This is a genomic window from Streptomyces sp. NPDC059850, assembly GCF_042731515.1.
Lineage (GTDB): Bacteria > Actinomycetota > Actinomycetes > Streptomycetales > Streptomycetaceae > Streptomyces.
In genome coordinates this window covers 1-13,038 of record NZ_JBHWJI010000047.1, presented here as the reverse complement: position 1 = coordinate 13,038, position 13,038 = coordinate 1, and the positions used below count along the sequence as shown (strand labels likewise).

Below are 13,038 nucleotides of genomic sequence, written 5' to 3'. Positions count from 1 at the left end.
ACCCACGTCATCCGCCCGCCTCGCTCCGACTCGAGCGCACCACGCCAGCGCGCCGGCACATCGGCCTCGCTACCGCGGCCCGCCCCCGAATCGCAGGCACCCCGCATGTCCGGCCACCGGCAAATGCTCTTGGCCGCCATGCAGAGAGGAATGGTCCGCAGTGGCTGAGGGCCTGCAGGCCGGTCGCCTCGACGTACCGGTCGTCGCCGACCTTGCAGGCTTCGCCGCGAAGCTCCGCGCAGAGGTCGAGTCGGCCGCCGAGGGCTTGGCCGCCAAGATCAAGGTTGAGATCGACGCCAAGGGGCTGCGGCGTCGACTCAAGGACGTCGTCAAGGAGGCGTCCAAGGGCGTCTCGGCGAAGATCAAGGTCAAGGTCGACGAGGAGCGGTTCCGCTCCGAACTCGACGCCCTACGACGCCGCGTCGACGATGCCGATATCCGGGTCCCGGTCCGGCCGGGCGGAGACGGCGACCGCAGCGGCGGACTCCTCAGCCGCCTCCGGGGCTTGGTCTCCGGCGCCCAGGGCGAGGCCGACCGCCACCCGGTCAACGTGCCGGTGCAGATGCAGTTGCCCGGCCGCGGCCGCCGATCGCTTCGGATGCTCGGCATCGGCGCGATCGTCTCCCTCCTGCAACCCGCGGTCGCGCTCATCGGTCAGTACGGCGCAGGCCTGACCGCCTTGGTGTCCGCGGCCGCGCCCGCGGTGGGTGTCCTCGGGGCGATACCCGGCCTCATCGCCGCGGCGGGCACCGCGGCCATCGGTACGAAAGTCGCGTTCAACGGGTTCGGCGAAGCGCTCAAGCAGTCCAACGCAGCGCAGCAGATGCTCTCCGCGGACGGCAAGGTCACCGAGGCACAGCAGAAAAAGCTCAAGGAGGCACTGGACAAGCTCGCCCCGTCGGCCCGCGACACGGTCAAGGCCGTCTCCTCCCTGCAATCAGCGTGGAGCAAGGTCCGCATGTCCGTCAGCGAGCGGTTCTTCTCGAAGGTCGCCGACGACATCAAGCCGCTCGCGAAGTCCGTCTTCCCGCTCCTCAAGGACACCCTCGGGAACTCTGCCAGCCAGATGGGCAGCCTCGCGGAACGCGGGGCGAAGTTCATGCAGACCGGCCCGTTCCGCAAGGACTTCAAGACCATCGCGTCGACGAACTCGCGGGCCGTCGGCCACATGACGGACGGCCTCGCCAACATGGGTCGCGCCACCCTTGACTTCCTGGTGTCCAGCGGACCGTTCGTCGAACGGGTAGCGCGCGGCGGCGAGCGGCTGACGCAGTGGGTACGGGCCTCCGTGCAAGCGGGCCGAGAGACCGGCAGCCTTGCCAAGTTCCTCGACCACGCCGGGGACAAGGCCGCCCAGCTTGGCCGCACCACCGGCAGCTTGATCCAGGGCCTCGGCGGTGTCGGCCGAGCGGCCATGGACACCGGTAACGCGCTGCTCAACGGTCTCGAAGGCAGCATGACCCGGTTCGAACGCTGGGCGAACTCTGGCACTGGCCAGAAAGCCATGAAGCAGTTCTTCAGCGACGCGGCCCCCGCGTTCCACGAGGTCAACCTCCTCTTCGGGGACCTCATGCGCGGTCTCGGGCGATCGATGAAGGACGGCGGCATCACCGACTTGGTGCGGCAAATCCGCACTGAACTGATGCCGGCGCTCGGTACGTTCTTCAACGCCCTCGGCCAGACCATCGGGCCCGCGATCATCAGCGTCATCTCGAACATTGCGACGGCGATCGGGAACCTGTCATCAGCTGGCTCTGGGCTCGGCGTACTGCTCATGGCCTTTAACGGCCTGCTGCAGGTCTTCAACGGGATCATGGGTGTCGTCCCCGGCGCCAACGCTGTGCTGGCGACCTTCCTGGGCACGATGCTCGCCCTCAAGATCGTCAGCGGCGTCGCGAACATGCTGCGCTCCTTCGGGGGGTCCGTCGTGGCCGCTGGCACCTCCGTGCGCACGCTCGGTACCACCATGCGCGGAACCATGGGCGCCGGTGTGCTGGGCCCGCAGATCAGCCTGTGGCAGCGTATGGGGCTCGCCTACCAGGGCGCTGCCGCACAGGGTGGTCGTCTGACCGGCACGCTCCGGGGGATCGGCGCGGCGAACCGCGTCGCGTCGCGAGCCATCGGCGGAATCACCTCCGCCCTCGGCGGCCCCCTCGGCATCGCCCTGGCCGGCGTCACCATCGGGCTCGGCCTGCTCGCCTCACGGCAGGAGGAAGCGGCCCGTGCCACCCAGGCCCACCAGCAACGCGTGAAATCCCTTACTGACGCCCTGACCGCGTCCGGCGGCGCGATCGACGCCAACGTGCGGGCGCAGGCGGCGGCGCTCCTCCAAGACACGGAGCTCGCCAACGGCAAGGGCAAGCTCGTCGACATGGTCCGCAAGGCTGGTATCAGCCTCGGCGACCTCACGAACGCCTACCTCGGGCAGGGCACGTCCCTCGGAGAGCTGCAGAAGAAGCTCCAGGAGACAGCGGACGCACACGAAGTTTGGACCACCACGGCCCAGGGTGCCGCCCAGTCCTGGGACGACGAGGGCCTCGCCGCGATCCGCGCGAAGGACGCCATCGGCACGGTGAAAGGCGAACTGCAGGACAGCCAGAAGAAGCACCAGGACCTCGCCAATGCCATCAACAATTCCGGTACCACCGGCACCACCGCGTACGGCCGCCTGCAGTCCGCGGTGACCGCGTTCAGCGACAAGACGAAGACGGCCGACGAGCGCGTCGACGCCCTCAAGCGGGCACTGGACGCCCTGAACGGCAACACCCAGAGCTTCCACGACGCAGAGGCCCAGCTCAATGCCGTGATGCTCGGGATCGACTCCACCATGCAGTCGAACATCTCCCACGCCGACGGTTGGGGCAGATCGCTCGTCGCCAACGACGGGTTGGTCAACACCAGCACCAAGAACGGGCAGACCCTCAACAGCCAGCTCACCGAGCTGCGCGACTCGATGCTGGCTGTCGCTACCAAGAGCCAGGAGGCCGCAGAGCAGGGCCTTATGCCCATGTCGGTGGCGATGGACAAGAGCCAGGCCGCCATGGACCGGGCACGTGCCAAGGCGATCCAGCTTGCTACGGACATGGGTATCCCCAAGACGCAAGCGAAAGCTCTGGCCGATCAGATGGGGCTGGTCCCAGACACCATCACCACGCTGATGATCACGCAGGGCATCCCGCAGGCCACTGCCGAGTTCCTGAGCCTGCGGAGCACGCTGGAGTCCATCAGGCCGGGCAAGTCGATCCAGGTCAAGGCTCCGACGATCGAGGCCCGCAACCAGATCGAAGCCCTCGGTTTCACGGTGACCCGCCTGCAGGGGAGCAAGAACGTCGTCATCACCGCGCCTACCAAAGGCGCGCGGATCAACGTGGCGGCGCTGGCGCAGGACATCGCGAACGCCCCGAACAAGAAGAACGTCACGGTTAACGCGATCGTGCGGAAGGCGGCTGGCGAGCTCAAGGTGGTCCAGCAGAAGGTCGTCGGCCTGCCCAAGGGCAAGTCCATCGAGGTGAAGGCGCCGACGAAGACGGCTCAGTCGGCGCTGAAAGACCTCGGATACAAGATCAAGACAGTGGATGGCAGCCACGGCAAGACAGTGCGGATCACAGCCCCGACCAGGACACCCATTCAGCAGGTGCAGGCGATCCAAGGCAAGATCAACACCCTTACCGGCAGGACGGTCACGGTCACGGTCAAGTACAACTCTGTCGGCAAGCCGTCCGTGGTCTCGGGCCATGCGGACGGCGGCATCGTCCGGTACGCGGACGGCGGCATTCACCGATTTGGCACGACCGTCGGGGCTCGCGTCAAGGCCTTCGCCAACGGCGCCGAGCAGCACATTGCGCAGATCGCTCGGGCCGGTGAGATGCGCCTGTGGGCCGAGCCGGAAACGTATCCGGGCGAGGCGTACATCCCTCTCGCTCCGGCCAAGCGGAAGCGCTCTGCGGCCATCCTCGATTGGGTTGCCCAGTACTTCGGCGGAACCGTCGTCTACCCCGAGAAGGCATTGTCCCGATTCGCCAACGGCGCCGTGTCGCTCAGCCGGAGCACCGGCTTGAGCAGCACCAGGACAGCCGCCGTGCCGGCAGCCGCGGCGCTCGTCGGCGGCGACCTGAACCTGAACCTGACCAGCGCGCCGACGACCCCGAGCGAGGCCCTGGGCGACGCATTGTTCGAATTGCGTCGCATTCGCCGAGGAGGCGCATATGCCGCTGGCTGAAGGTGAGTGGAATCTGTCGTACAGCGCCAATGGGGTGCACCCGGGCGCGAACTTCACGTTCGGCTCTCTGGCGTCGGGCTGCTACCTGATCGAGCCGTACGAGATCACGTACGCAGATGTCGACGCTGGCGACGTTCCCATGCCGCGCGAGGACGGGGCCCGGCTCGGCGAGGACTACCGCGGGCAGGCGACCATCACGTTCGAGGTGGGGGTCGACACCGTCTCCGATGCCCCGAGCCAGCTCGGTCGGCACGGGGCGAATCTCGACGCCGTGTCGGCCATGCTGCAGGCGTGGGACGGCGAGGCGGTCCGGAAACGGTTCGCGACACCGGCGGTCCTGCGGACGGTCCAGGGCGGACGCGCGCGCCGTTTCTACGGCCGCCCGCGCAAATACGCTCCGGCCGCGTCCAAGCTCACCCGACAGGGATACACCCCCGTGGTGGCCACGTTCGTGTGCATCGACTCCACGGCCTACTCCGACACCGAGCACACCATCCGCGTGGACATGGCTCCCCCACCCCACCGTGGGCTCATCGGCCCGCTGACAACACCGTTGTCCATGACCGGCGCCGGAGCCACCAAGGTCCCCGGCGAAACCGTCATGGCGGGGACAAAACCCACGTGGCCCGTCATTACCTTCTACGGCCCCGTCTCCAAACCCGCGTGCGAGGTCATCGGCGGCTGGAAGGCGTCCCTGGACCTGACCCTGTCTGCCGGGCAGCGCATCACCATCGACACCCGCCCATGGGCGCGCACCGTGCTCCGCAACGGCTCCGCGTCCGTGGCCGGCTCCCTGACCCGCTCATCCCCCCGGTTGAAGGACATGCGTCTTCCTCCCGGCCGCCACGACTTCGTGCTGCGTGGCACTGATAGCACAGGCACGTCGTACATGACGATCGCCTGGCGCGACGCCTGGGCCTATCTGTGACCGGGCCCAGACCTTGGCAGCGCGCGACGTTAGCACTTCTCACGGGCCAGCCTCTGCCCTCCATCGAGTCGAGCGGAGGCAACAGACATATGTGGGATTCCGTGCCCTGGTTCACTGAGGGCGGCGCCGAGCACAGCTCCGAAGTCGCCCGGCTCTTGGCATACGCGGCGTTCGCCGGCGCCGAGGGCATCATCGGCAACAGCGACCTGCAGGTGCGAGCACTCAGCACTCCAGGCGCCGCGGTGCAGATCACCACCGGCGCCTGCGCCATTCTGAACAAGGCCACGGGCGGCAAATACCAGGCCTACGCCGCCCGACTGCCCTCAGCGGATCAGGTGAGCATCGCCTCCACCGGGGCGTCCGCCCGCAGCGACCTCATCGTCGCCCGCATCGAGAACCCCTACAGCTACGGCGAGACGTGGCCCCAGCCCGCCGACCCGGCCGTGGGCCCGTACGTTTTCACGCGGGTGATCTCCGGCGTACCGAAGACCACTACGAGGGTGAAGCAGGTCCGCGCCAGTGACAGCGCGATCACCCTCGCGCGCATCGACATCCCCGCGAACACGAACAGCATCACGCAGGCGATGATCAAGGACTTGCGCGAGATGGCGAACCCCCGCCGGCGCCGCGTCGTGCGGGCCTTGCGTGGGGTGTGGGACACGCCGGACGAGGTCGGGAACACGGTCTACCCGAACTGGGAGGAATTTCCGAACGGCGCCAGATGGGACGTCGAGGTTCCGGAGTGGGCGACATCCGCCACGATCATCGCGACGTGGTCCGGGCTGGACCAGCGCAATGCCAAAGACAGCTACGGCCACCTGCGGGCGGTCCTGGGCAGCCTGGCCACCCAAATGACCAACTACAACTGCGACTGGGTCGGTTCAGCCCAGCGACACACACTCATCGGCGGAGGAACTATCTCCATTCCGTCGAGCATGCGCGGCAACGTGTACGACGTCGTGCTCGAGGGGTGCCGCGCCCAAGACGCGAGCCTGGGCACTGGCGTCCTGGAGGCCGACGGTGGCGCCACGATCTTCATGGACATCGAATTCGTCGAGGATGCAACAGAGGACGCGATCTGATGGACGGGTGGCGGTTCATCGCTCAACGCGCGCTACCAGAGACGATCTTGGACTGGGAGGTACCGTTCGCTCTCAACGCCAACCCGAAGCGGGACCTGTCCGGCCCCGGCTCGATGACGGGCACTATCACCCCCGAGTACGCACGGATGATCGGTGCAGACGGGCTGCCCATCCTGCAGGAGTGGGGCACCAAGCTGTATCTGGAGATCGACGGCCACATCCGATGGGGTGGCATCGTCACGAAGACAAGCTTCGACGGGCCGCAATACACCATCGCCTGCGAGGGGTTCAGCACGTACCCGCACGGCATCCCCTACGAGGGCTACGTCATCTCCGGCAAGAAGATCATCCCCAAAGATCCCTATGCCGGAAAGGACAAAAACCATGACGGGTGGGTTGACGGCAAGAAGGGTAAGCAGAAGGTTCCGCCGCCGCCGAAACCGTACGGCGGGCCACGCCTCGATACCTTCGAGGCGTTCCGTCACATCTGGTGGCATGTCCAATCCCGCCCGTACGGCAACATTGGCATCAAGGTCGACAGCCACGACCTAGGCGAACTGCTCGGGGCCAAGGACGGGAGCGACCCCTGGGAGCTGGCTTGGTGGGACAACCCTGATTGCGGGCAGACACTCGACACCTTGACCAGCACGACCCCGTTCGACTGGGCCGAAACCCACTCCTGGGCCGAGGACAGCGGCAACACCATCGAGCACCACATCCGGCTGGGGAAGCCCCGCCTCGGCCGGAAACGCACCGACCTGCGCGTTGCAGATGGCGAGAACGTGGCCGCCATCGCTCGACCCGAGGGGATGGGCGATGACTACGCCAACGAGGCCATCGCGCTGGGCAAAGGCGAGGGCAAGAAAATGAAGCGCGCCCAGGTACACCGGTACGACGGCCGCCTACGTCGCGTCGCTACCGTCACGGACAAGACACTGTCCTCGGACAAGGCGCTCCGCACCCGAGGGGAAAAGGAACTGGCTGGCCGAACGCAGGCCCTACAGATCCCCGCCATCCAGATCTGGAACCACCCCAACGCCCGCTTCGGGAGTTGGAGCTTGGGCGACGACATCCGTGTCCAGGTCGAGGTGCCGTGGGTCGGTGACATCGACGTGTGGCATCGGATCGTCGGAGACGAGATCAGCGCAGACGGCACCTGCACTCTCACCTTGAAGCGCTCCGACAGCTTCCACTACTGAGTCACGGGCCGTCGAGGCAGAGCTGTGATCGTGCGTTTGGCCAGCCCAGTCGTGTCCGCGATCTCGGCCGTCGGGCGGCGCCCGGGCGCCGAGTTCGCGGCGAGCGGCGGCCGTCTGATGCCACAGCTCCGGTGCAGCACGCGACGTTAGCTGCCGCCGAGCTCAGCATTCACGGCTATGGCGAACTTCCTCGACGGCCAGACACAAGCCAAACGCCTGGCTCAGGTGCTCGCCGACTACGACCGGCGTCTACAGGCTCTGGAACGCACTACACAGGTCGGCTACACATCGATCGAGGGCGGCGGCTCCCTCGACATCTACGACGAGGATGGCATCCTCAAGGGCAGCGTCGGTGTGCAGCCCGACGGCGGTGTCGCCTTGGTCCCGGTCAACGCGACCCCGCCACCCACCCCGACCGCTCCCACCGTCGAGTCTGTACTCGCCGGACTCCTCGTCGGGTGGGACGGCGAATGGGACGATGCCTACGCCACCCCCTCCGACTTCGCCCTCGTTCAGGTTCACGTCGGACCAGCCGCCGACTACACGCCGGACGTGACCACCCAGGTCGCCACAATCACCGCACCGCTCGGTGGGACCGTGACCGTCGCGATCGAGGGCTACGGTTCGGTCTGGGTGAGGCTCGTCGCGCAAAACACCGCCTCGATCACCGGGCCGCCGTCGACGACCGTGCAGGGCACTCCTCGGCAGGCCGTGCCGAGGGACCTGATCGACGGGATCATCGACGAAACAAAGCTCGCTGCACAGGCCGTGTCACAGGCCAAGGTGAAGCTCGGCGCGATCGGTGCCGGCCAGTTGGCCGTCAACGCGGTCACGGCGGAGAAGATCGTCGCCCTCGGGATCACTGCCGAGAAGATCGCGGCGTTGGCCATCACCGCGGACAAGCTGGCCGCACTGTCCGTGACGACGGACAAGCTCGCGGCGAACGCTGTCACCGCCTCCAAGATCCTGGCCGGGGCGATCGACGCCACCCACATCAAGGCTGGAGCGCTTACCGCGGACCGCCTGGCACTGGGCACCGACGGCAATATCATCGCGGACCCGTCCTTTGAGGGCGCCATCAGCGCGCAGCGCGTCACCGCCTCCCCGTACTGGTCGATCGTGACACCTGGCAATGAGACGCCCCAGGCGCTCCAGGTGAACGCCGCCAGCCCCATTGCGATCACCCGCTCGGTGGCCCTGGCCACTCAGCCCGCCGTCCCTGGCCAGAAGATGTGGCTGACCATCGACTACCTCGTCTCCGAGGACTGGGCTGGCACCGGGATCAGCTTCTATGCGCAGTGGCAGGACGCCAACGGTCAGGCCCTCGGATACAGCACCATCACCACGGGCGACGCCGGCGCGGTGCGCGGCTCGTGGCAGCGGCTGACGGGGGTACCTGACGCCGCGGCTCCCGCCGGCACGACCCAGGTTCGCGTCGCCTGCTCCACCGTGGACTCCACCGCAGGCACCGTGACGTACGACAACTCCTCATGCCGGGTCGTCCTCGCGTCAGGCGTTGCCGGGGCCCGCGCCGAGCTATCGCCGCAGGGCCTTCTCCTCTACGACGACGCCGGGCAAGAGGCCGTCGCCCTGGTGACCGGCCGCCCCAACTATTTGACGTTGGCCACGGACGGTACCCCCGTCGCAACGATCGACCAGGACGGCGGAGCAGGCTTCCAGCGGCTCGCCGTCGCGGAAACCCTCACCGTCGCCGGAAGCGACTGGACCGAATACCTCAACCAGCTCCCGCGAGGCATCCTCGCCATCGACTACCAGTCCAGCACCGTCACCGCGTCGGGCAGCGAGATGGGGTTCGTCGAGCTGGACTTCGAGGCGGACCCCCAGCGCATGTACCGGTTCGTCTTCGAGGCCCGTGCTAACCCTTCGGCCGCAGGAGGAGAGCTTCAGCTCCGGCTCCGCGACGGCGGCGCCGAGGCGCCGACCATCACCAGCAAGCAACTCCACGTCGCCGTTCACCACATGGCGCTCGGGAACAGTTTCACGGCCCGGCTGGAGCACATCGTCTCCGGCTCGGATCTCGGTGCTGGGACGCACCGCACCCTGGTCACCTTCGCCAATGCGTTCCAGCCCACCGGCCAGACGGTAACGCTCTCCGGCACCAGCACGAGCCTCGGCAAGTACTACGTCGAGGACGTCGGCCCCCGGATTCCAGAGACCGGCGGCTACAACACAGGCGGCGGCACTGCCACACCCCCGATGACGAAATATACGAAGACCTACGCGGCGAGCTGGAGCGGTTCGTACTCAAACCGCGGCTCACACAACAGCTTCTACGGCAACCGGTGCGTGCAGGGCTACTACAGCTCGGGAAACGGAACCCAGGCCGCCCTGGTCGGATTCCCCTCAGCACTGAGCACCGACCTGTCCGGGGCCAAGATCATCAAAGCCGAGATCTATCTCTACTTCGAGCACTGGCACTCGAACGCGGGCGGAAAGGCCGTCATCAAGGCCCACAAGCACACGTCTCGCCCCTCGACGTTCTCCAGCGACTCGGAGTCACAGACGATCTCGTGGAAGCGCAACGAGGGCAAGTGGGTCGACATCACCGGAGTTTTCGACAGCTCATCCTGGCGCGGTATCGCCCTGGACCCCAACAGCACCAGTTCGACGTACTACGGCATCGCCCGTGGCGTCGGCCAGACCAACCCCCCGCGACTGCGCGTGACCTACACCAAGTAACCCTGGAGGAACCACTTTGCCCGCCATCTCCCTCACCGCCATGCACACCCTTGCCCTGTACGGGCCCTTTGCCGCCCGTGTCCGCATGGCCTGGACCTACGTCGCTCGCCAGGTCCTCGACGAGGCCCCTTCCACCCCCGGGAACCCGCTACGCGTCAGCCTCGCACGCTCAGTCCTCAACCCGAGCGACCTCACCGGGGCCACCAGCGCCGGACTCACGCCCGTCATCGCGACATGCGAGACCGTCCTCACCGCGGCGGCCGGCGCCCCCAGCTCGGAGCCAGCCGAGCTGTGCGACGCCGTCACCGACGAACAGCTCATCACCGCGGTGAAGGACGCCTGGAACATCACGGCCGGGGTGACCCCCGACCTGTTGGACCCGAGTGCGACCTGATCACGACGGCAAGACACAAGCCGGAAGATCCTGCACGGTACGGCACGCGGGGAGCTGCGCACCGTCCTGGTTCCGGCTCCCGCGCACCCATATGACCGGTCGGCCGAGGAGAGTGCCAGTGGATGGGCTCGTGTCGCTGGCGCCTGTACTCGCGCCTCTCTTCGGGATGCTCGGCGCGCTGGGTGGTGCGTGGCTGGTGTACCGACAGACCACGCGCAAAAACGATAGCGACGCCCAGGTGGCTGCGGTGAAGACCGTCACCGATGGATTCACCAGCCTCCTGGAGCAGCAGCGCTCAGCGGCGAACCAGACCCTGGAGCGGATGGCGTCCCTCGAAGCGAAGTACAGCGACCTCGAGCGCCGTGTCGAGCACCTGCAGGAAGAACAGCGGCAGTGGCGTCGTTGGAAGGCCACCGCCATCGAGTACATCCACCAGCTCCGCCACCTGGTCGTCAAGCTCTACGAGCGTCCTGCCCCTGCCCCACCTCCGGAGATCGCCGAGGACCTGGACGACGACGGGCCGAGCGGCTGAGCCAGGACGCGACGCAAGGCACCGACGTCGCGCACAGTCCGCCCGATACGCAACCTCGTATGAAGGGCTGGGCCTCATGACAACGCTCGAATCCCTCGCGACCGGTGCCCAGGTCGGCACGGTGCTCCCCCTGCTCACCGCAGTCGTGCAGCGGCCGAACTGGTCGGCGCAATGCAAGAAGGTCGTCGCGGTCGTGGCCGCACTCATCGTCGGCGTCGTAGCCGTGGCAGCGGACGGAGGCTGGGAGCAGTTCCAGCACGGCAAGCTGACCGCCGTGACGATCCTCGGCGTCCTGGCCGCCTCCCAGACGAGCTACGACCTCGTGTGGAAGCCCAGCAAGCTCGCCCCGGTGATCGAGTCCCTGACGGCCAAAAAGACGGCTCAGCAGGCCGAATAAGGCCCACGACGCCCGGCCGGCCCCCTGCCGGGGGGTACCATCAGAACTCGAGGTGGCCGTACCGCTGCCGCGACAACAGCGTTGAGATAGCCGTCAGGCGTCATTGGATTCTCGGACACCGCGGTGACCCTTCTCCAGGGACGCGCCTGACACCAGGCATCGAGACCACCGGGTGCGTGCAGAGCACTCGGGGCCGGGGAGCACTGCTCAGCGATGATCCGGCACACGCTGTCGTAAGGCTCGGTACGGCCACCTCTTGCTGCCCCGGCAGAAAGACGTGCACCTTCGGCCCGAGAGCAGCGGGCCCAACCCGAGGAGGAACAGACCGCATGGCCGAAGCGCAGGAGATCGAGGCGGAGATCAAGCGCCTGTCGGGCATGTCTCCCGACGGCCTGATGAACACGGTCGTCCAGTACGTCACCGGCGGGTCCAAGACCGGCGCACCGCGCGACGTCCAGGGCGCGGCTCTGCTCTCGCCTCGGATGGCCCCGCGGACCCTCGATGCGCTGGAGCTGGCCATCAGGCGGGTGCGTAGCTTCCTGCCCCGCCAGGAGGGCGAGAGCAAGAGCCAGCAGGCGGCCCGCATCGCCCCGTTCCGGGCGGCTCTCCAGGAGGCCACGCGCCCGTACGAGGACGTTGTCGACGACCTCACGCACGAGGAGGCCAAGCAGCTTGCCGCGCTCGACGACGAGACGTTCGCCCGTCGGTGGACGGCGTTTGTCCGCGACGAGCCGGTCACGGGGCCGGTGCCGCGTCGCGTGCAAGCGCTCGCCTTCCGCTCACCGAGAGTAGCGGGCAGGGCTGAGGCGGTCTGCCGGCTGATGCTGGAGGAACCGGCCCGGTTCCTGCCGGCGGCCGAGGCCGGAGAGCGCCGTAAGGCGCGCGATGCCCGGGTGAAGGAGTTCCGCGACCGGGTCGTGGTCGAGGCACGCTTCCTGCGGTACGGCATCCAGTACGCCGAGGCGCGCCACGGCCGGATGCCGAGTGAACCGAACGTCCGGCTGCGCGCGCTCCGTCTCCTCGGCGAGCAGCACCCCGAGGAGCTGTCGAGTCTCCTGCGCCAGGTCCGCGCGGAGCTGACGGAGGGGAAGAAGCAGGCGCGCCGAGACGCGCGCGCGGTGCGTCGGGCCGCGGGGCAGGGCGCGCCGTAGGGCCGCGCGGCACGGGCCGGATCGAGAGAAGAGGGCGCGCCTGGGGCGCGCCCTTCGTCGTCTCCGGGCGCGCGCGATCGGCGCGTCCTGGCGCGCCGCGGGGCGCGCTCGAGGGGAACAAGCGCGCGCCCGACCGGTGCCACGCGCCGCGCGGCGCGGTCTGTCCGCGCGGACGACAGCGCGCTCGAAGACCCGCGCCATACTCACCGCGCGCCTCCACCTTGGGCCCGTTCCCCCGCGCGGGGCAGGCGCGCGCTGTCCATCCGGCCAGCATGCCTCGGTGAATTCGCAGGTCACAGGGCGCGCCATCGGTCCCGAGGGGAGCGCCGTCCTGAGCGCGCCATGCCGCGCGGCCTCATAGGGGCGGGCGCGCACCGGTCGAGACCAGACGCGCCGCGCCGCGCGGATCGGTGGGCGCGCCCCGCGCCGATGGGGC

General features: G+C 68.0%; 9 protein-coding genes. All 9 read left to right on the top strand.

All coding sequences use genetic code 11. The annotated features are described in order from the left end of the window. Nucleotides 1-160 precede the first annotated feature (160 nt). The 9 genes from ACFV9T_RS30720 to ACFV9T_RS30680 all read left to right on the top strand — a co-directional run bounded on the left by ACFV9T_RS30720 (nucleotide 161) and on the right by ACFV9T_RS30680 (nucleotide 12,602). Complete coding sequence (locus ACFV9T_RS30720; protein WP_385445708.1) at nucleotides 161-4,219, top strand: hypothetical protein; 4,059 nt, start codon at nucleotides 161-163, stop codon at nucleotides 4,217-4,219. Further along, nucleotides 4,206-5,147, top strand: coding sequence for a hypothetical protein (locus tag ACFV9T_RS30715; protein WP_385445707.1), 942 nt, complete (start codon nucleotides 4,206-4,208; stop codon nucleotides 5,145-5,147). The genes ACFV9T_RS30720 and ACFV9T_RS30715 overlap by 14 nt, the downstream gene beginning before the upstream one ends. Before the next feature lie 101 nt (nucleotides 5,148-5,248). Next, entirely contained in the window at nucleotides 5,249-6,229 is a 981-nt protein-coding gene (locus tag ACFV9T_RS30710) for a hypothetical protein (protein ID WP_385445706.1), read from the top strand. Next, a complete protein-coding gene (locus ACFV9T_RS30705; protein WP_385445705.1) occupies nucleotides 6,229-7,428 on the top strand; it encodes a hypothetical protein in 1,200 nt (399 codons plus the stop codon). Before ACFV9T_RS30710 ends, ACFV9T_RS30705 begins: the two co-directional genes overlap by 1 nt. A 177-nt stretch (nucleotides 7,429-7,605) precedes the next feature. Then, nucleotides 7,606-10,128, top strand: a complete 2,523-nt coding sequence (locus ACFV9T_RS30700; protein WP_385445704.1) for a hypothetical protein — start codon at nucleotides 7,606-7,608, stop codon at nucleotides 10,126-10,128. A gap of 16 nt (nucleotides 10,129-10,144) precedes the next feature. Further along, entirely contained in the window at nucleotides 10,145-10,522 is a 378-nt protein-coding gene (locus tag ACFV9T_RS30695) for a hypothetical protein (protein ID WP_385445703.1), read from the top strand. A gap of 118 nt (nucleotides 10,523-10,640) precedes the next feature. Beyond that, nucleotides 10,641-11,054, top strand: a complete 414-nt coding sequence (locus ACFV9T_RS30690; RefSeq protein ID WP_385445702.1) for a hypothetical protein — start codon at nucleotides 10,641-10,643, stop codon at nucleotides 11,052-11,054. A gap of 76 nt (nucleotides 11,055-11,130) precedes the next feature. Further along, nucleotides 11,131-11,451, top strand: coding sequence for a hypothetical protein (locus ACFV9T_RS30685; RefSeq protein WP_385445701.1), 321 nt, complete (start codon nucleotides 11,131-11,133; stop codon nucleotides 11,449-11,451). 329 nt (nucleotides 11,452-11,780) lie between these two features. Beyond that, complete coding sequence (locus ACFV9T_RS30680; protein ID WP_385445700.1) at nucleotides 11,781-12,602, top strand: hypothetical protein; 822 nt, start codon at nucleotides 11,781-11,783, stop codon at nucleotides 12,600-12,602. Nucleotides 12,603-13,038 lie beyond the last annotated feature (436 nt).

What these genes read in the sequence shown, in the direction of transcription:
- ACFV9T_RS30715 (WP_385445707.1), top strand. Translation starts at nt 4,206, where the DNA reads ATGCCGCTGGCTGAAGGTGAGTGGAATCTGTCGTACAGCGCCAATGGG.
- ACFV9T_RS30705 (WP_385445705.1), top strand. Translation starts at nt 6,229, where the DNA reads ATGGACGGGTGGCGGTTCATCGCTCAACGCGCGCTACCAGAGACGATC.
- ACFV9T_RS30700 (WP_385445704.1), top strand. Translation starts at nt 7,606, where the DNA reads ATGGCGAACTTCCTCGACGGCCAGACACAAGCCAAACGCCTGGCTCAG.
- ACFV9T_RS30685 (WP_385445701.1), top strand. Translation starts at nt 11,131, where the DNA reads ATGACAACGCTCGAATCCCTCGCGACCGGTGCCCAGGTCGGCACGGTG.
- ACFV9T_RS30680 (WP_385445700.1), top strand. Translation starts at nt 11,781, where the DNA reads ATGGCCGAAGCGCAGGAGATCGAGGCGGAGATCAAGCGCCTGTCGGGC.